The sequence below is a fragment of the candidate division KSB1 bacterium genome (assembly GCA_034506255.1).
GTDB lineage: Bacteria > Zhuqueibacterota > Zhuqueibacteria > Zhuqueibacterales > Zhuqueibacteraceae > Coneutiohabitans > Coneutiohabitans thermophilus.
Window position 1 is genome coordinate 292,606 of record JAPDPX010000007.1, and the last position, 19,747, is coordinate 312,352.

Sequence of the window (19,747 nt, forward strand, 5' to 3'; positions counted from 1 at the left end):
CATTTGTATATTCGCCGCACTCTTTGGGGTAGTCTCCAAAATGACCCGGGTAGCTCCGCGCGAGAGCAGGGAGACTCCCTCTCCTACCACATTGGCTGCATCACATCTCCTCGGAGGAGAACGCATTCTCCACTGATCTGCTGCTTCCCGCTGCCTGCAGAATCAAAAAAGCAGCGGAGAAAAACCGCCAAGGCCACCGGGCCCGGCAGATTCAGACTTTCACCAGATCCTTGCTTTGCAACATCGACTGCCGCCGAAGAGCATCTTCCCGAGCTCCTTCGGCATGAACCATTTTTGTACAGGAGAAATGGCGGGCCGGCGGCTTTTTCTGCGGCAGAAAGAGTCGTCGGCGGTGGGAGCACCATTTGCATGGCACATACGTGAGGACCATTCTTGAAGCGACTCGGTGAATTTCTTCTGAGCCTCCTGGCTCTTCCTTTTCTCCTGCCATGGTATCTGGCCGAAAAGCTGTTCGAATACCTGGTTCAGCCCCTGATCTTCAAGCATTATCGCGTCGGCCTGGATGCCCGCAAGCGCAGGATCCTCCGTCTCACCATTTTGGGCGCCGGCATGCTTGCGCTGGTCTACCTCGCGTGGACCTTCCATGAAGTCCGCCGGCTCTTTCCCTCATATGCCGCCTTCTTTGCCAGGGGCCAGATTTATTTTGTGGCGATAGTCAACGATCTCATTCGCCTCGCGCAAACGCTGCTCTGGCCGCTGAATGTGACCCTGACCTTCGTGCAGGGCGGCCGTGTCGCTTTCTGGCACCTGTTGCCGGCACTCTACTTGTGCTTTCTGCCCGTGCTGTTCCTGTTCAATCTGCTCTTGCGCATGGTGACCACCACGCGCTCGCTGAGCAAAGCAGTCACGTTGCGCAACCAGGCGGTGCGCGACGTGGATATCGTGCGCTTTGCCGAAAAAGCCGGCCCCGATGAAATCTTTATTGGCCTGGACATGAATCGCAACCACGCGCCGTTCTATGTCAAACGCCAGTGGCTCAAGGGTCACGCCCAAATCATCGGCTCCGCCGGCAGCGGCAAAACCGAAAGCATCATCCAGCCCATTTGGTTTCAGGAGGTGCGGCGCAACGTCGCCACCTTCGTCATCGACGGCAAAGGTTCGCGCCGCAATCTCGACCGCTTCTACACCATCGCCACCTCGCTGGCACAGGGGCATGAGGTGTTCTATTTCAATCCCGGCGACCCCGACCGCTCCGCGACTTACAATCCCGTACTCACCGGCAGCGCCGGCGAAATCCGCCAAAAAATCATCGCCAGCCTGAATTGGGCCGAGGCCGCCGGCGGCGCCAAGGAACGCACATCCTTTTATCTCGATTTGATCATTCGCGCCATCAAAGAAACCGGACGGTTCATCAGCCTGGAGGAAATCCACCAGTACCTCACTTCGAAGACGCATCTGCACAACCAACTGCGCAAGCTGCGCAACCGCACCGCCTACGAAGGCTTGTTCGAGGCGATGGAAAACTACTCCCGCTTTCAAAGCGATACCGAGTTTCTCGCCACCACCCTGCGTGAGGTTTGCCAGTCGGATTATGCCTGGCTGCTGGACACCGACGAGCCCGAGATCGACATCGCCGACATCTATCTCCGCCGCAAGGATTGCTACTTCACCCTGCCGATGCACAGTGGCGCGCCCGCCATGCACTTTCTCGGCCAGCTCATTTTGCAGGACATGGCCACCAGCTTCGCACGCGTGAGCTTGAATCCCATGAGTGACGCCGCCGCCGGCAACGAGGGCTTGCTGATCATCGATGAACTGGCACATTTCGTCAATCCCGGCTTCATCGAACTGCTGCGGGTGTGCCGCAATGCCCAGGTGAGCGTGTGCTATACCAACCAGTCGTTCGCGGAGCTGTCCAGTCCGGCGCTGCACTTGAGTCCTGCGTTTGTCGAGGAATTGGCGGATCACACCAACGCCACGTTTTGCTTTCACCTCGGCAGCACGGAGAGCATTCGCGCCATCCTGCAACGCATCGGCCAGGGCAGCGGCAAGAGTGAAGCCGCGCCTGCGCCGCCCCCGGCCAAAGGCATGCCCGGCGCCGGCAGCGCGCCCCCCGCCGCGAGTCCTGGCGGCACTGCGATCAACGAAGAGCTGCTCAAACACCTCGAGGTTGGCCGCTGCCTGGCCTTCATCCGCCAGCCGCGCGTTCTGGCGATATTGAAGACGGGCTATTTCAAATTTGAAAAACCGCTGAGTTTTGAGGGGAGGAAGAGTGAGAAGCAGGTCGCAACCTCAGAAATATAGAAGTAAGGCCTTTTTGTTTTGACTTCAGCTCAAAAACGGGTGATTTGAGAAGTCTTGCGAGCAAACATTCTAGGCCGTGGAATACTTGGCAAAAATGGAGGGATTATGAAAAAGTTTTTAAGCAAACAGTCGTTCGGTTGGTCTAACCTCCTATTCCTTATCGCCATGGCTTTCGCGCAGCAACCCGTCCCGGCTCCTGAGCAATTTCAGTGGAAGAATTCCTCCATTGGCGGCGGCGGTTTTTGTATGGAGATTCGGATTGATCCGTTTGACAATTACTCTCAAAGCGGCAATCCGGTGCTCTATCTTGCCACCGACGTATCCAGCGTTTATCGTTCGTTTGACAGGGGCGTAAGCTGGGAAATGTTGTTTTACGAAGCCTCGTTGGAAAAGAACACGTTGGCACGATACACCACAAGCCTCGCTTTTCGCCCAACCGGCTCGCGCCGAATCATCGCAGGAACGGTAGAAGGCATCTATTTGTGAAGAAACAGCAACAACACGTGAAAAGGCGCCGTCATGCCGGCATCGCCCAACGGCATTGCTGATGAAGACGGCATTTATCCGTGGATTGGCGTGATTCGTGAAAACCCCTATGACACCACGGGCTTGGAGATTCTTGCCGGGATCGGTGACGTGCGAGATCGGCGTTTCGGCATGAGTGCGGTGCTGCGCTCTACCAAGACTTCTGTTGAGCCGGACAGCTTCGAGCTGGAGCCGATAGACAATGCAACTTCGAGCAAAGAGATTGTTTATGATCTCGATTTCTACGAATACAATGACACGACGTATACCTTTGTCACCACGAATCGCGGCATCTACCTCAGCAAGAACATGTTCGAGGCGGCAACTCCTGAGGGCGTAACGTTTACGAAGATCAGTGCAAGCCTGGATAGTTTACGCAGCCTGGTTCTGCTGCCTGAGACTACTGCCAGTGATTCTGTTGTGGCTTTCGTGACGCGCTATGACCCGGCCGGCAGCGGTTCTCATCCCGGCGGTCTGTATCGCAACGTCAACGTCTTGCGCAGCACAACCTGGACGAAAACCTCTTCGGATTTGAACCGATTGGAGAATATCAACGCAAAACCCGGCAGCACCATGAATGATTACGAAATTTTCGTTTCTCGCAAAAACATGTCGTGGCTGGGGGTAAGCGTTGATGGCTCGGTGGTTCAAATTGCCGACAAAAACTCCAACGTACACAACGGCTATCGGGAGAGTGACGTTGACCTGCGTTTCGGCAGTTTCACCGTGGCTGATAACGGCGATGTTTACGGCGCATGGGGCTACGGCCCGATCAAAGCGCCGGCGGAGAGTGAGCCGGATGATACCCGCGAATACGCGCAGATCTTCACCAAGAGCAAGGGCCTGGACGCCGACGGCGACAGCACTTACCAAACCATCGGAATGGATGAGGTATTCAGCATTGGTTTGTTCGCTTTTGATCCGGACAACTCCAATATCGTTTTCGTGGGCACGACGGATAACGGTTTGTTGCGCAGCATGAACGGCGGCCAAACCTGGTCACAACGGAGATTGCGCAGCCAATCTGATTGGGAAACAGACTATGGCGCAGGCAACAGCACCCAAACAGTTCATCATGTTGCGGTGCGCAAGTTCGCCGATACATTGATGGTTCTAGCCTCCGCGGCTGTAAAGAGAAACCCGAATATAAACGAGCGCTTTGGTGAATTGTTGAAGGCGAAATGGGATGGTGGCAAAGGTGACGAAACGGATTGGGAAATCATTGGGGGTGGGCAAGTGGAAAACCTGGAAAATTTCAGAGACTTACCAAGTGGTGCAACACCCGCTTTCGTTTTCGACAAAATCGGTACAAATTCAGATTCCGAGCGGGTCTATTGTGCCGTGCGGGGCGAGGGCATCTTTTGGGGCAAGGCCACAGGAGATACAGACGACAAATTTGTAGAATTGGATTTGAGCGATGTCATCGACGAAGAAAACATCACCAACGCCGACCGTAAAATCAGCGTGTACAATTTTTCGCGCCTGATGTTCGACCCCGGCGGCAATGATACGCTTTATGCCGCCCGTAGTTGGCCCGCCGGCGGAGTATTCAAAATCATCCTCGACCGTATCGCTGCCGACACCGTGGCGGTGGATACCGTAATTGAAGTGATCGATTCTCGCTTCAATAAAACCGCTCAAATCAGCACGGATTACGAGAATGTAACTGCCGAGGTTCATCTCTGCTCGTCATAGAAGATTACGTCTTTGCCGGTGTCAGTATGGGATCCGATTTTTCTCTGGGTTATTACGGCGGTTTGATACGCTGGCGCAAGAGTGATCCACCCGGCGAATGGGACTGGGTGATAGGCGGACCAACCGGCCAGGCTGATTCATTGATCAGTATTGGCGGCATTGTCGAAGACCTGGAAGATCCGGGCAATGACTTTTGGGCGGTTACTTATCGGCACGGTCTCAAAGGCATTGACAATTACAAGTTGATGGGATTGTACAAAAGCACGGATGGGGGTGCGACTTGGGCAAAGCAGGCCCAGCCACAAGAAGACGCCAACAAGCTCAAATTCGCCAATGGCGTTTCCATGGCATTTGTGCCAGCCGGAGCAGCGACACACAACAAACTTCTTTTGATTACGACAGGCAACGGGATTTGGATCGGTACTCGCAATTTGCCACAACAGTAGCTTATTCAGGAGATTTTTCACACAGGAGGTTCAATTATGAAGGCACTAACTTTTAAGGTAACATTCTGCCTCTTGCCGACAGTACTAGTGCATGTAATCGCAGCACAACCGACAAATAGTGGTCTTTACGATGTTGCTGTACTAGATACTTCCACAGTCATCGTTGTTGGCGGTAACGGAACGTTGTTGCGCACGACAGATGGTGGAAACAACTGGGCACAACAAATAAATTCGGCAAAGACTTTTCTGAGTGTTCATTTTGTTGATGAAAAAAACGGATGGCTTGTGGGAGAAGACGGAGTCGTATTCAAAACCACCAACGGCGGTAAGAAGTGGCTCAGACAAACGCTCAATGCACCTGAGCTACATGCGGTATATTTTGTTGATTTACAAATTGGCTGGGCTGCCGGCGCAAATGGTTTTATTGCGAAAACAATAAGTGGCGGGGAGTCATGGCAGATTCAAAATTCCGGAACGGCTAATGGACTTTTAGATATTTGATTTTTCGATGCTGACACCGGCTGGGCAGTTGGCCGGTCATCCACAATTCTAAAAACCATAAACGGAGGGAATGTATGGGAAACAAAGTTTACGGGGAATAGCAACTTATTTTCGGTTTTTTTTATCAATGCAATTACTGGATGGGCGTCACACACTTCAACCAGCCTATCCTATACAAATGATGGTGGCGAGAATTGGATTGGTCGAGCTACAACACCTGATCAAATAATCACACTGGCGGTTTTCTTTTCAAGTGAACAACAGGGCTGGTGTAGCGGGAGTGGCGGCATTATAGCGACTACTGATGGCGGTGTTACGTGGAGTCGTCAAGCCAGCATTTCAAATAGTGTTTTTTGGAGTATTGATTTCATTGACACTCACAATGGGTGGGCAGTCGGTGAGCATGGAGTAATCCTGAAAACTTCAAACGGCGGCCAAACCTGGCAGCAGGTCACGGGGCAATTAGTCGGTGTCGAAGAACAGCAAGAGAGTTTGCCATTGGAATTCAACTTACGGCAAAATTACCCCAATCCCTTTCGAGTAGAAGAAGCCAGCGGCCAAGCAACGACATTAACCTATACATTGTCGCGCCCCGCTTACGTGAGCATGGCGGTTTATGATGTGTTGGGCCGTGCGGTAGCGGTGCTCGTTGCAGAAACGAAATCGGCAGGTGTGTTTCAAGCAAGCTGGAACGGCCGGGATTTAAATCAACAGCCGGTCGCCGCCGGAATTTATTTCTGCCGGATGGAACTCACGCCAGTAGGTATGAGTCAACCGTTCGTGCAACAACGGAAAATATTGGTGCTCAGATAGTATCAACACTTCACAACCACCTCGGCAACTTTCAAGGAGGAACCCATGCAAACCGTCATTCAAGCCCTCAATCAATTGACCAATGCGCTGCTGATCCTGGCCTCACCGGTTATGGTCATCGCGTTGATCATCGCCGGCCTCAACATGGCGAGCGCAGACGGCGGCCGGCATGAGAAAGCCAAGAAACAACTCATCGGCGTGGCGCTGGCAGCCATCGTTATTTTCGGCTCCAAAGCCATCGTCTCCGCCCTGATCTCCTTCGTTCCCGGCGCCAATGTGTCGTTTTAAATCAACGATCTCGACAATCTCAAGCCGTAGAACGCCGAAGGCGTGACATGCTTATAGATTCAGATCAATTCCCAAGCCGAAACCCCGTCAGGGGTGACATGTTGGCAGCGAACAAATTTACAACATGCCACCCCTCTGGGGTTCCGACGAAATTGGATTCCCACATCTATAAACATGCCAGCCCTAGCGGGCTTAAAAACAGTTTCACTTCATGCCGTGACGAGATCGGCTTGTCATGACACAAACCGAAACCCAAATGGTTTGAAAATCACAACGAGAAAAGCTCGACAAAAAGCATTATCCGTTGAATTTTTCACTCCGCTGGAAAAATCCTTCTCAGCTTTGCTCATGACCGAGAAATGCTATCGTGAAATCCAGTCGCACAGCCAGCTCGCGGGCGTCAGTCCGCTCGAGGCCATCATCCTGCTGGCCGTGCCCATCGTGCTCGCACCGTTTTTCACGCTGCTGGAAATCAACCTGCTGTTCGCTTTCGTGATCGACATCTTCGTCTATGCCCTGCTGCGTTTCAGCAACCGGCTGTCGGGCTTCGATCACGGCCTGGTGTCTTTTCTCAGCTTTCACTTCATCTGGCCCCGGCAGCTTTCCGGCTTCCGGCTGGAAGAGCACGACTATCTGCGCAAGCAGACGGAACGGAACAACTAGAACTCATGCTCTTGTCCTTACTCTTACTCCTACTCTTACTCGCCTCTCAGGTTTACCAGACCGAGTAGGATTAAGAGTAAGAGAAGGAGATCAAAAAGGAGCAACCGAATCTTTTGAAGCAAAACTGCATGGCAGCCACCAAACTGACAGAGCGGCAGGCCTGGCAAAACCGGCCGGCGCTGGCGCAATATCTGCCCTATCTCGAAATCCTGGACGACTTCATCATCAAGAAAAACGGCAATTTTGTCGCCGGTTTCGAGATTCTGGCACTCGACAACATGAGCCTGTCCGCCGACGATTACGCCAAACTCTGCGCCAATCTCGAAAATGTGCTGAATGCCGTCGATGAGGACGTCAATCTGCAATTCCTCTCGAATTTCGACTACTTTCCCTACCGGGCAGATTTCGTCTTCACCGACGACCCCACACTCGATTTTTTCAAACGACAGCGCTACAAATACTACGGCTATTACAAGTATTTGATGTGCCACCAGCATTTGTTCATCGATTTCGATGCGGGCCGCAATTTGCGCACGCCCTACAACATCTTCGCCGCCAGCGCAAATATCAAGACGCGGCTGCGCAGCGAGCACGAACGCCTGGTGGCCGAGAAGAACAACATCCTGAAAACCTTGCAGGCCGCCTTCGAGGGCACGGGCATCCGGCTGCGGCGCCTGCACAACCCCGATCTCGCCACCGTGCTCTATCGTGCGATCAATCTCACGGCGGAGGAATTCACCGGCACGGTGCGCGGCAAAGCCACCAACAACGAATTGCTCGTCACGGATTACATGGTCGAGAAAGGACTGCTGCGCATCGGCACGCAGTACCTCGCCTGCCTGTCACTCAGCCTGCTGCCGGAGGTGACGCGCGATCACATCACATTCAACGGCATTCCCCTGCCCTATCTCTTCCCCCTGCTGCACAACCTGGCATTTCCACACCGGGTGGTGTTCTCGACGCAAAATCTCGACATGGAAAAGGAAACCGCCCGCCTGCAGCGCCGCCTGAATGTCTCGCGCTTCATTATGTCCTTTTCGCGCCAGCGCGAAGGCCGCAAAAGCGAAATCCGCTTCCGCGAGTTGAACGAGCTGATGGATGAAATCTACACGCAACACAAACGCCTGGCCAGCATCAGCCTGAACGTGCTGATCCCCGACGACGATCTCGAGCGGCTGAAGCAGAAAATCAATCAAACCCAGCTCGCCTTTGCGGCGATGGACAAGGCGCAGGCCGTGCTCGAAACCATCGACGTCCTGCCCATCTTCATCGGCACGCTGCCGGGCAACAGCGCGGAGAATTATCACCGGCTGGTGGTGAAAACCTCGAACGCGGCGCAGTTCATCAACCTCACCAATTTCAACCGCGGCTATCATCGCGGCATTTTGCTGAAGAACCGCAACGACGAGCCGATATTGTTCGACTATTTCGACCCGAACTTGAACTCGTGGAACAGCATCATTGTCGGCCCCACCGGCACCGGCAAGAGTTACTTGATGCAGTCCATTCTGCTGCAGCTTCTGGAGCAGGGCGTGAAGGTTTTCGGACTGGATGTCGGCGGCGTGGGCGACATGGGCGGCAGTTACAAAAAGATGATCAAGCTGCTCAACGGCCGCTATGTCGAACTGAACATCGATCATCCCATTCCGCTGAATCCGTTTGCGCTGGTGAAATCCGAGGGCGTGGTTGACACCAAGAAGCAATTGTTCCTGCGCGCGTTCATCGAGAAATTGATTTTGGAACGCGAGCAAACCTCGATCTCGAAAGTCGAACAGGCCTTCATCAGCAAGGCGATTGAAAAGTATCTGACGGAGTACAGCGGCCCCCGCAATCTCGAGACCTTCGTCGATTTCTTCAGCACGCAGACCGATCCCGACGGCTATGTCGATGTCAAGCTGCTCAGCCGCAAGATGTACATTTACACCCACGGCGAGTACAGCCGGTTCCTCTGCGCCGCTGACATGATCGACATCCGCGAAGATCTGGTCTGCTTCGATTTGAAGGGCCTCGAAACTCATCCGGATTTGCAGGGCATCATTGCGATCATCATCACCGGTTTGTTGTGGGATTTGATGGAACGCAATCTCAGCCACAATAAAGTCATCTTCGCGGACGAGTTGTGGAAAGTGCTGGATGACAATTCGACCATCGGCCATCTGGTGGTGGAATTGTTCCGCACCGCGCGCAAAATGGGCGCGGGGATTTTCGCGATTTCGCAGTCGATCGAAGATATTGATTCCGTGAGTTTTTCCGCGCCGATCAAGGACAATGCACTGAATCACTTTATTCTGGCGCATAAACCGAAACAACTGGAAACGCTGTCGCGCGCGTTCGGCTACGGCGAACGCGAGCTGGCGTTGATCTCCAGCCTGCAACGCGGCGAGTTTCTGCTGGATCGCGACGGCCGCATCACGGTGCTGCGCGCGGACATGAGTACGTATGATCATTATCTCTTCACGACTGACCGGCAAGAGAAAAATTTGTTGGAAGGCAAGTTGAAGAAGCACCAGGGCAACTTGATCAAGGCGATCAAGGAAATTGCGTACGAGAAGGACGCTGAGCTGTCACCGTATTTATTGTGATTGCATATGCCAAACAAATCTTTCACAGGCTGCAAGATGGCGCCGACTGAACAACGCTCACGCAGAGACGCGGAGACGCAGAGGTTGCGCAAAGAAAAGTCTGGCGTGTTCTCTGCGTCTCTGCGTCTTTGCGTGATCATTCTTTTGCCGTTGTTTCCAAACTTGGCGCACGCCCAGTTTTGGGATCCCAACACCAGTTTGATTCTCAGCACGCTGCGCGAGATTTCGGTGAAGCACAATCTCGGGCTGGAGGAACAGCGCCGGCAAACGGCGCAACTGGTGCAGCAGCTCAAGCAATTCTACGACACCTACACCCTGCTGCGTCAAGATCTCGAATTCACCCAGAGCCTGTACAATGACATGCGTGCCATCGAGAATTTGGATTTGAGCAATTCCTACGCGATCTCGAATTTCATCATCAACGGCGACCGCCTGAACTATTGGCTGCCAGGGACCACCACCGACCTTTCCCAGTCGGCGCTGGGGGTGGAATCGCTGATCGGCAATGCGCGGGAGCTGGAGCGCACCTACAACAGCTTCGCGCTGTCCACGCAGCAAGAGGAGATTCCCACGGATCTCGAGGTGCGGCGGCACAATGCGCTGCTGGGACAGGAGGCCTTTGCCAAGGCACTGCTGGAGTATGCCATGAAGAGCCAGGTGCTGGCGAAAACCTACGACTCGATGGCAGTGGAGCTGCAGCAACAGGTGATCAACAACAAAAACAAATTCACCGAGGCCGAACGCACGCAACTCCTGCTGGAGGCGGTGAAGCTGCGCGAGTTCTCCAACTCCTACTATGAAAAATATCTGAAGTATTCGGAGGAGGCGCACACCAACGAGCTGGGCCTGTTCGACCGCAAGCTGGATTTTCTCAGCAGGAAAATCGACTGGCAGACGCTCAAGTCGCAGGTGAACAAGACTTCAAAAATTCGCTATGGTTTTTTTGACATTGGCAGCACGCGTTCGCAGTAAGTTGCTGGTTGCGCGTGCGGCCGGGTTGAGCCGCGGTTACAGGGTGGCTTTCTCCCGGTTGCACGCCACGGCCGGCGCGCGACAGGGCAGGTCGGGCGTTGGGAATCCTGTTCTTCGAAATCCAGGAAGCAGGTGAAGCAATAATCTCGAGGGCGCCCCTTGAGAGGGCGAAGGCATCCATTATGCTCGAAATCTTTTTCAGTCCGGTTTTTTTCGAATCCGTCCACCAGCTCGTGGATTACATCGTCACGATAGCGACCTATATTTTCACGGTCGGCATGATTTTCTACTTTCTGGCGGTGGTGCTGCGCATGAGCAGCGGCCAGGAGGGCGGGGATCCCTTTTATCACCTGCTGTTCATCGCTTTCAGCGCCATCGGGCTGGCGACCTACAAGATCTGGGCGGTGTGGCTGGGCAAGCTGTTCGTGCTGCTGGCGCGCGCGATTTTCGACCTGGAGTCGGACAATCTCATGACGGAATATCTCGGCGCTTTTTTTGGCGACGGCAACGGCGGCGTGAAACTGTCGCTGTTCAACATTTTCAGCCTGGAGTCGCTGTCTTCGCTGTCGTACCTGCTGGTGATGGTGGTTTATGAGATTTTCATGATCATCCAGGTGCTGGTGCAGATTTTCTTCTATCTGCTCGGACCGGTGGCGATCGTGCTCTCGCTGTTCCCGCAGTTTCATGATGTCTTCAAGATCTGGCTTTCGAATTTCTGCTCGGTGAATTTCTGGTCGGTGTTGGTGGCGATTTTGTTTCGCCTGGTGAAGACCATCACCAGTGCCAGTGCGTTTCAACAGGCGGTGGCCGCGGGCGACAAGGGGGTCTTGTGGGACACCTTTATTTTGGGCGTGCTGATTGCGATCACCATCGTGTTGATTCCCAAACTCTCGGCGGGCATCTTCAAGCTGGCCTCGGCGAGCGCGGATCTCGGCAGCTACGGCACGGGCTTGACCGCCGGCCTGGTGATTTCGACGGTGTGGAAGAACGTCAAGGCATACACCAGCAACATCAGCCACAATGTGGCGACGCGCACCGGGGATACCATCATCACCGGTGCGCAGACCCTGGCCAGCAGCCCGGCGGCGCAGGCGGCACAAGCCGCGGCGGCGGCAATGGTGCAGCCAGAATCGCCGGTGGCGACGTGGCCGTTTGCCGGGTCGCGGCAACCGGCGGGCAACCTTGGCTAGCCGGATGCGGGCCGCTTCGCCGGTTTTTTTGTTTCCAACTCCGGCGGGTAAAGCGTTTGTGATTTTGCCGGAACCGCGCAAGAGAGCCGATGGTTACATTCGCGCGGCCTCCGGTTGATTTTAGTGCAATTCATTGGCGTCATGTTGTGACATCACAACCAACAACAGGCATCTGACAGGCACGCTTTCAGTCATCCAATTCTTCGAGATGCGCCATGCGTCCCACTCCCGAGTATTACGAATTCTATGGCGAGCTGATCAAGAGCAACATTTTTCTCAAGCGACTGGTGCTGCTGCTGGTGGGCGTGAATCTCGGATTGGCTTTCCTGGCCTATTTGGGTTTCACGCGGCCGGTGCAGACGTTTCTGGTCAAGGAGGGCTATGCCTATGCCACCACGCCCTACGGCGAGGCGCGCTCGGTGCATGAGGTGCGGCAGTTTGCCCTGACCTTTGCCAAAAATCTGCTGGAATTCAACCGCGAGAATTTCAACGAGCACATCAAAACCGCGCTGCAGATGTGTTCGACCGAGCTGGAGGTGTTGATGTACAACACCATCAAAACTTCGGAGATTCCCAAAATCGTGCAGAACACGCCGGGCACGGTGAAGTTCAATGTCGAGGAGATCCGGGTGTCGCAGGGCGATCCGTTCAGCGCGTATGTTGCGGGCCAGCAGGTCTTTCCCGGCCAGCCGCCGATTCCCCTGCGCTTCACCCTGACCATCAATGTCGTCAATCGCACGGAATCGAATCCTTTTGGCCTTCGCATCATCAATTACACACAAGAAAAAACATGAAAACGCTCAATTTTTTTGCCGCCGTGCTGTGCCTGCTGGCGCAGGCTGCAACCGCGCAGGCACCGAGCGCGGTGCGCGTCAAGCCGGGTTTTGCCACGGTGATCGTGTGCCCGGTGCCGCCGGAGCTGGTGACCGTGGGCAATCCCGAGCAGTTCACCACCCAAAGCGCGGGCAATTACATCCTGGTCAAGCCGGTGGTCAGCCAGGGCAGCACGAACATGTTCATCAAGGCGGGGCCGGACTCCTACAATTTGCTGTTGCAAGTTTCCGACCGGCCGGATTTGGAGGTGCGGCTGCAACCCACGGCGCCGGCCGCGAGCATGCCCGCCGGGGGCAAAAACGGCAGCTCGCACCCCGGCGAAGCAACGGGAAACGCGGCGGCGAAAAGTGCCGCGGCGAAATCGCCGAACTTGAAAGACCTCTCGCCGAAGAGCCGGGCGCTGCTGGCCTCCTATCTCAAGACGCCGCGACCATATACCTACAGCATGGTCAACTCGGGCGTGATCTTCGCGGTCGATCACATGGCGATGATCGAGGAAAAGCTGTTCGTGATCGGCACGCTGGTGAACAATTCACGCATTCCCTATGACATCGGTTTCGTGCGTTTTCGTCTGGTCGAAAATGCGCGCTCGCTGTTGTTCTTCAAAAAACGGGTCAAGGAAGAGGAGCTGGAGCCGCTGCAGGAGGCCTATACCGCGCGCGTCGAGCCGAACAGCAGCACGCGTATGCTGTTCGTCTTCGACAAGCACGGTTTCAGCGACCGCAGCGATATCGAGATCAAATGCACCGAGGAGAGCGGCCGGCGTGATCTGGTGCTGCGGGTGCCCGGATCATTTGTCGAATAAGCCGGCAAGCGTGCCGCCAGGTCATGGGCCGCGGTGCGCGACGGCAACATCAGGCGGTGAAAAATACCCAGTGGAGAGATACGGTGAATCTGGAAAGAATATTTTTCGAGACCCGCCAGGGCCGGCGCCGGCTGAAGCCGCAGATGGCGATGCTGGCGAGCGTGGCGGGTTTCATCATATTCGTGCTGTTCGTGCTGGCGCTCTATCAGCGCAATGCCGCGAGCAAGCCGAAGCTGGTGACGCCGTTTGCGGCGCGGCCAAAGCTGCCGCAACAGCAGCTCAACTATGACATCATCAAGCTCGATACGATTTCCCTGGGCGATTACTACAAACCCAGTGAGCCGCCGGCCATCATCCCGACAAGCCGGCCGGAGGAACGCACCGAGGTGCCGGCCCCGCAACGCGGGCAAACGCCACCGGCCGCCGCAGCGGCAAAACGAACCGCGCCTGCGGCCGCGCCCGCCACGCAGGAATTTCCCAGCGCCCCACTGCCCGTGCCGGCCAGCGGCCGCAGCATGATCGTGCACAGCACGCTGGAGTCGAATCAACTTTCGACCACGAGTGCGCTGGGCCTGCAGTCGGTTTTGCTCAAGGTCATGTTGCCGGATCAGACGCCGGTGACGAACAACAGCCTGGTGCTGGCGCGGGTGATCAGCGAGGGCCGCTGGGGCAGCATCGAGATTCCGCGGCGGGCGCAATTGCTGGGTGTGGCGACCTTGCAAAACAACCGGGTGGAGATCCAATTTCGGGAAATACGCATCAATGGCGTGACACGCTCCTGCAGCGGCCGCGCCTATGATCTCAAGCGGCTGCCCGGCATTCCCTACACCCCGCTCGATGACAAAACCCGCAAAGTGGTTTTGGACGAATTGCGCAGCCTGGCCTCCGGCATTCCCATTGTCGGACGCTACGCTGCCGATCAGGAAGTTACGCCGTTCAATCAGGAAGTCACCACCTTGGAGGAGGGTTTGGAGTTCTATGCGCAGATTACCAACATTTTCTGAACGCCGTGTGCAAAGCGGTCACGGGCTGGCGCTGGTGGCGGCAGGCTTGCTGGCACTCGGCAGCCTGTGGTCGTGTGAATCGCACAAGGATCCGTTTTCAGCCGGCAACACGGCACCGGTGATTCGCAATTTTGCCTTCAAGCCGGATGTGACGCTGCCGGATGCGCGGCTGCGGGCCAGCGGCGATTCGTTGAAATACCGGGCAGGCGAGGCCTATGCCATCGCGCTGCAATACGAAGATGCGGAATTGCGGAACAAGAACCGCCCGCTGCGCGCCAGCTTCAAATTTCTGGCGGGCAGCGGCCGGCTGGTGAGCACCCACTTCAGCAATCCGGGCGCGGATGGGCTGTCTTTCGATGTGCCCCCGCAGCTCAATGATGAAATTTTTCTGATCCCGGCGAAATCCGGCATCGTGGATTTGCAACTGCAGATCAGCGACGGGGTGAAGGATTCCGAAGTCAAGCTGGCGTCCACCACCTTCTTTGAGAATCTGAAGCCGCTGGTGCGCTTTCGTGTGCAGCTCGGCGGCCAGCAAAATCCGCCTTACGGGGTTGACTTTGATGCCAGCAGCAGCACCGACCGCGACGGCACCATCAGCGCCTATGTGTGGTCGTTCGGCGACAACAGCAGCCGGGTGACTTCGCGTTCGAGCACCATCCATCATGATTATTTGCGCTCGGGTTCGTACACCGTGCGACTGATCATCAGGGATGAGGAGGGCGCAGCGGACAGTCTGGACCGGGTGGTGACCACTTTCAATCAACCGCCGGTGGCGGCGTTGAGCGTCACCCCCACCGTCGGCAGCGCGCCGCTGACGATCATTTACAATGCCCGGGGCAGCCGTGATGGCGACGGCGAGATCGTCGCATATGACATCACCTTTGGGGATGGCGGCAGCTCGCAGGCGGACAGCGGCTCCTACACCTATTTGCGCGACAGCCCGCCCAACTCGCCGTATGTCGTGCGCCTGACCGTGCGGGACAACGTGGGCGCCACCAGCAGTGAGACGGTGCCGGTAACCGTCGTCACGCCGCCGGTGGCGGATTTCATCTGGCGCGATTGTGATCTTGGCAACGTCACGTTCATTTCGACCAGCTACGATCCCAACGCGCCGCCGAATGATGCGATCGACAACTATGAGTGGGATTTTGGCGACGGCACCATGGAGAGCGGCGCCACGCTGTCAACGGTGCGCCACAGCTATGCCCGGAGTGGAGAGTATCCCGTGCAACTGCGGGTGCGAAACCGCAATGTGACCGGCGAGGTGATCAAACAAGTTAAAATCCCCTGCAATTGACCGGCTCCCGCCGATCAGGCAACCCGCATGAGGAGAGGACAAGCATGATGAGCTTTCATGGTGGTGCAATGCTGAAAAATCGTCCGGTCACAAGCGCGCGGCCGGCCGCGCCGCTCATGCCGCCGGTGTTGCGGGCGCGCGGGGCGTTGCGCGTTCCCACCCCCCGGTGCTTTCTGCCGGTGATTGTTGCGCTGCTGCTGTGCCTGCCGGCGGCGGGCCGTGCGCAGCCGAGCAAGTATTTTCACACCATTCATTCGAACGCGCTGGCGCTGCAATACGGCCGCACCGCCAAATTGACCTATGCCAACCAGATGAGCCGGCGCCAGCAGTTCAAACTGTTCGCGCTTTACATCGGCGACAAGTTCGACCTGGGCCGCGACCAGGTGCGCTCCAAAGTCTACAATGTGAATCTGCAGTTGCAATACCACCTGCTGCATCTGCAGCGGCTTTTCGTCAACGGCAGCCTGGGTGGCGGCGCCTATCATCTGCGCGCGCGCAACAGCCTCGACCAAAAGCACACCGAGACCAAGATCAATTTCGCCGGCGGCCTGCAGGGCGAGCTGTTCATTCAGGGCAGCCGGCTGGCGCTGGTGTTCGACTATGATGTGCTTTACCTGCGCTTCAGCGGCCTGTATGAGTTCGTGCACATTCCAACCGTCGGTTTGGCGCTGGTGTTTTGAGGGAAAACAACGCCTGCCTCCCCGGCCTCGCGATTTTAGTGCGGTGTTGGTGAACCAGCCTGCGAAAGTGGCAAAAAGAAAATCCAAAATTCAGGAATTTGCCATGTGCATTTGCACACCCATTACGATGACAATGTCTGCAGGCAGGCTGGAAGCCTGCGCTACGGTATGTTCGTGGTAATTTTGATGGAAGCCGGGCGCGGCGTGACAATCACTCTATTTTCATCAAGACCAATTTCCGGCGGCATGGGCGGACCGCGCAGCTTTTGCCATCGAGCAGCGGACGAATGTTGCTGCCGGAGAGCTCGAGCGGCCGATACTGCCCCATCCAGCCGGCATTGTCGGTGTCTTGCCCATCGCAGATTTTGACCGGAACAGGCCAGAGCGCCACGCGCCCCGACTTTGACTGCCATCCGCACTGAACAGCTTGCGGGAAATTGGCAGCGTTATCGCGCCATGGCCCCGGCCCGAGCCGTCGAAATTCCACCAGTGGAGAACAGTTTCGACACGCCAATGGTGAAGGTCGAAGCATATCCGCAAACCGGGGGAAAATGGTCTGGTTGATCAGTGCCAGCGTGCGTGCCCTCCGGGTTTGCAAGCCGGAGGGCACGTGCAGCCAGCGTGATGGCCGGGCGCACTGGAAAAGCTGCCCGGCTTCGAGCTGTCCGTGTGCGATATTTTCGCCGGTGTGGCAGCGGCACTTGCTGCGGAAGAATTGATCAGGCCGAAAGGCACCAGCCGCACCGCCCTCGCTCACTTTCCTCCCTCCTTATTTCCCGCCCAGGTTTTCTTCGAACAGTTTCAAAATCCGCTTGTATTCATCCGTCCACGCACTGACTTCCTGGAAGGCGTGATCCTCCATCGGATAGATCGCCACTTCCCAATTCTCCTTGCCCAATTCGATCAATCGTTGCACCAGGCGCACGGTGTCTTGAAAATGGACGTTGACATCAACCATGCCGTGGCAGATCAACAGGGCGCCCTGCAAACCTTCGGCGAAGTGAATTGGTGAGCTGCGCCGATAGGCGAGCGTGTCGGCGACGGGGATGTTGAGAATGTTGGCGGTGTAGCCGTGGTTGTAATGCGCCCAGTCGGTCACCGGACGCAGCGCGGCGCCGGCGGCGAAGGTTGCTGGTGCGGTAAACATCGCCATCAGAGTGAGGAAGCCGCCATAACTGCCGCCGTAGATGCCCAGGCGCCCGGCCTCCATCCCCAGGTCTTTGACAAGATAGGCGGCCCCATCAATCACGTCGTCCAGGTCCTTGCCGCCCATGTGACGATAGATGGCGGTGCGCCACTCGCGGCCATAGCCGGCGCTGGCACGATAATCCGGATCGAGCACGGTATAGCCCAAATCGGCGAGCAGGTTGTGAAACAGGTATTCGCGAAAATAGCTGGACCAGCCCTTATGCGCGTTTTGCAAGTAGCCGGCGCCGTGCACGAAAATGACCGCGGCCCCGTTGGGATGCGCCGGCCGGTAAAGCCGGGCATGAACCTGGCGGCCGTCACGGGCGGGGTAGGTGATGAATTCCGGTGTGCGCCAGGGATAGCGATTGAACGCTGCGCTGGGGGAAAAGGTCAGTCGCTGCGCCGTGGCGCCGGGTTGATTGGGCTGCAGAAAAAGCTCCCACGGTTGCGACGCTGTTGAGAAGCGCACGGCCAGCATTTTTTCATCCGGAGAGAGCAGCACCTCATGATGGCCCGTCATCGCCGTCAGGCGTGTGCGTTGGCCGCCGTTGAGCGGCATGGTGTAGAAATGGCGCTCGCCGGGATGGACTTCATTGCTGGTGAAATACCAGTTTTTCCGGTCGCGGGAGAGGAAGGGTGAATAAATTTCGAAAGGGCCCTGCGTGAGTGCCTGCCGCCGGCCGGTCTTGTAATGCACCGTGTAGAGATGGGAATAACCGGTGGCTTCCGAGCAAAACCAGATGCGTTCATGATCGGGCATCCAGCCGACCGCGCCGGCCGACCAGCGCCCCGGAATGCCCGGCCCGCCAATCCACGCCGCATCATATTGGTGGTCGAGCGGCCGCAGCGTGCCGGCGGGCAGCGACAACCCGGCGATCCAGCGATCCTTGTTGTCCATCGCAGTGACCACCACAAATGCGGCAGTGCCGGCGGCATTCCAAAACGGGCCATGCCACATCACCGGCCGGGGTTTGCGGTTTTTGGCCAAAGCAGAATCGGCGCTCGGCCGCGTGGTGAACTCGCGGATGGCGGTGATTTCAGGCAGGCTGTCAGGCTTCACCAGGCACAGCGTGTCCGCGGTGGTTTCCCAGAGGGCGAGATGATAGGTCGCCTGGGCCTCACCGACTTTTTCGCGCGTGCGAATCTCGCCGGTGAAGCCGGTTTCGGTGATGTAGTTCGGCACGATCGCCACCTCCTGATTTTTTGCCGGCTGTTGCAGCACGAGCGTGACGAAACGGCCATCGGGTGAAAGCTGAAGCTGTTGCGGGATGGCCTCACCGAGGTAAATGGTTTTGGGCCGCGCCAGGCCCGTCAGCCGGTTGCGCGCTTCGGCCTGTTCACGCCGCTCCTTGCGCGCGCGCAGCGTTTGCAGCAAACGCAGCTCCTGCGCTGCCAGATACTTTTGTGCCTCACTCTTCTGTTCTTTTTTCTCCGGCGCCGTGCCGGCGCGGAAATCCGTGAGCTGGGTGGTGCGGCCGGAGGCGATCTCCCAGGCGAAAAGGTTGCGATCGGCCACATAGATCACGGCATCTTCTTGAAAGGAGAAACGCGGGGCGCTTTCCGTCGTGGTGGTGTTGGTCACCGCCAGAATGCGCCCGGCCGTGATATCGTGCAGAAAGATGTCCCCCTCGCGCTCGAAAACCTTGCGGGTGTAGCTGCGATTGTACACGCCCGTGGGCGAGGGCAAATGCCGGCAGGCTGCCGCCGGTACTTTCTCCGGCGTTCCGCCGGATCGGCTGACCTGATAAAGCGAATCCGCGGGGGCGCGCTCGGGATTCCACCAGAAGTAGAGCGTCTGCCCGTCCTCCGACCAAAAGGGCTGCTTGGGCCAGCCCTGCAGTCCGTGGGCCTCCTGCATGATCCAACTGACACTGAGAGGTGGCGGGGAAGTTGTGACTGTCTGCGCCGGGCAGTTGATCAGCCAGCAGATGATGAGCAAACAGATGCGCGAGCCGTGCATCTTGTGCCTCCGAAAAATTTTTGTCTGGTGCCCTCGTGA

18 protein-coding genes are annotated in these 19,747 nt (G+C 56.6%); 16 read left to right on the forward strand and 2 right to left on the reverse strand.

What is annotated here, in order from left to right; translation table 11 throughout:
• Positions 1–393: 393 nt before the first annotated feature.
• The 16 genes from ONB52_16005 (at position 394) to ONB52_16080 (ending at position 16,560) form a co-directional block, all read left to right on the forward strand.
• Positions 394–2,265 carry a type IV secretory system conjugative DNA transfer family protein gene (locus ONB52_16005; protein MDZ7417641.1) on the forward strand — a complete coding sequence of 624 codons (1,872 nt, stop codon included), beginning with the start codon at positions 394–396 and terminating at the stop codon, positions 2,263–2,265.
• 105 nt (positions 2,266–2,370) lie between these two features.
• On the forward strand, positions 2,371–2,751 hold the full coding sequence (locus tag ONB52_16010; GenBank protein MDZ7417642.1) for a hypothetical protein: 381 nt from the start codon (positions 2,371–2,373) through the stop codon (positions 2,749–2,751).
• 33 nt (positions 2,752–2,784) lie between these two features.
• A complete protein-coding gene (locus tag ONB52_16015; GenBank protein MDZ7417643.1) occupies positions 2,785–4,485 on the forward strand; it encodes a hypothetical protein in 1,701 nt (566 codons plus the stop codon).
• A gap of 26 nt (positions 4,486–4,511) precedes the next feature.
• Positions 4,512–4,931: a hypothetical protein gene (locus tag ONB52_16020; GenBank protein ID MDZ7417644.1), complete on the forward strand. Its 420-nt coding sequence runs from the start codon at positions 4,512–4,514 to the stop codon at positions 4,929–4,931.
• A gap of 36 nt (positions 4,932–4,967) precedes the next feature.
• Entirely contained in the window at positions 4,968–5,432 is a 465-nt protein-coding gene (locus ONB52_16025) for a YCF48-related protein (GenBank protein ID MDZ7417645.1), read from the forward strand.
• Positions 5,433–5,930: 498 nt separating this feature from the next.
• Entirely contained in the window at positions 5,931–6,245 is a 315-nt protein-coding gene (locus ONB52_16030) for a T9SS type A sorting domain-containing protein (GenBank protein ID MDZ7417646.1), read from the forward strand.
• Between the two features lie 45 nt (positions 6,246–6,290).
• Complete coding sequence (locus tag ONB52_16035; GenBank protein ID MDZ7417647.1) at positions 6,291–6,533, forward strand: TrbC/VirB2 family protein; 243 nt, start codon at positions 6,291–6,293, stop codon at positions 6,531–6,533.
• Positions 6,534–6,881: 348 nt separating this feature from the next.
• Complete coding sequence (locus ONB52_16040) at positions 6,882–7,196, forward strand: hypothetical protein (GenBank protein ID MDZ7417648.1); 315 nt, start codon at positions 6,882–6,884, stop codon at positions 7,194–7,196.
• Between the two features lie 128 nt (positions 7,197–7,324).
• On the forward strand, positions 7,325–9,778 hold the full coding sequence (locus ONB52_16045) for an ATP-binding protein (protein MDZ7417649.1): 2,454 nt from the start codon (positions 7,325–7,327) through the stop codon (positions 9,776–9,778).
• Positions 9,779–9,910: 132 nt separating this feature from the next.
• Positions 9,911–10,750: a hypothetical protein gene (locus ONB52_16050; GenBank protein ID MDZ7417650.1), complete on the forward strand. Its 840-nt coding sequence runs from the start codon at positions 9,911–9,913 to the stop codon at positions 10,748–10,750.
• A 182-nt stretch (positions 10,751–10,932) separates the two neighbouring features.
• The gene (locus tag ONB52_16055) at positions 10,933–11,940 is read left to right on the forward strand and encodes a hypothetical protein (protein MDZ7417651.1); all 1,008 of its coding nucleotides are present in this window, start codon (positions 10,933–10,935) and stop codon (positions 11,938–11,940) included.
• A gap of 215 nt (positions 11,941–12,155) precedes the next feature.
• Positions 12,156–12,734 carry a hypothetical protein gene (locus ONB52_16060; GenBank protein MDZ7417652.1) on the forward strand — a complete coding sequence of 193 codons (579 nt, stop codon included), beginning with the start codon at positions 12,156–12,158 and terminating at the stop codon, positions 12,732–12,734.
• Positions 12,731–13,579, forward strand: coding sequence for a DUF4138 domain-containing protein (locus tag ONB52_16065; GenBank protein ID MDZ7417653.1), 849 nt, complete (start codon positions 12,731–12,733; stop codon positions 13,577–13,579). The genes ONB52_16060 and ONB52_16065 overlap by 4 nt, the downstream gene beginning before the upstream one ends.
• Before the next feature lie 83 nt (positions 13,580–13,662).
• A complete protein-coding gene (locus tag ONB52_16070; protein ID MDZ7417654.1) occupies positions 13,663–14,583 on the forward strand; it encodes a hypothetical protein in 921 nt (306 codons plus the stop codon).
• A complete protein-coding gene (locus tag ONB52_16075; GenBank protein MDZ7417655.1) occupies positions 14,558–15,880 on the forward strand; it encodes a PKD domain-containing protein in 1,323 nt (440 codons plus the stop codon). The genes ONB52_16070 and ONB52_16075 overlap by 26 nt, the downstream gene beginning before the upstream one ends.
• A 44-nt stretch (positions 15,881–15,924) precedes the next feature.
• Positions 15,925–16,560, forward strand: a complete 636-nt coding sequence (locus ONB52_16080) for a hypothetical protein (protein MDZ7417656.1) — start codon at positions 15,925–15,927, stop codon at positions 16,558–16,560.
• Positions 16,561–16,771: 211 nt separating this feature from the next.
• Here the strand turns inward: ONB52_16080 and ONB52_16085 are convergent, their stop codons facing one another.
• The gene (locus tag ONB52_16085; GenBank protein MDZ7417657.1) at positions 16,772–17,317 is read right to left on the reverse strand and encodes a hypothetical protein; all 546 of its coding nucleotides are present in this window, start codon (positions 17,315–17,317) and stop codon (positions 16,772–16,774) included.
• A gap of 12 nt (positions 17,318–17,329) precedes the next feature.
• Complete coding sequence (locus ONB52_16090) at positions 17,330–19,708, reverse strand: prolyl oligopeptidase family serine peptidase (GenBank protein ID MDZ7417658.1); 2,379 nt, start codon at positions 19,706–19,708, stop codon at positions 17,330–17,332.
• Positions 19,709–19,747 lie beyond the last annotated feature (39 nt).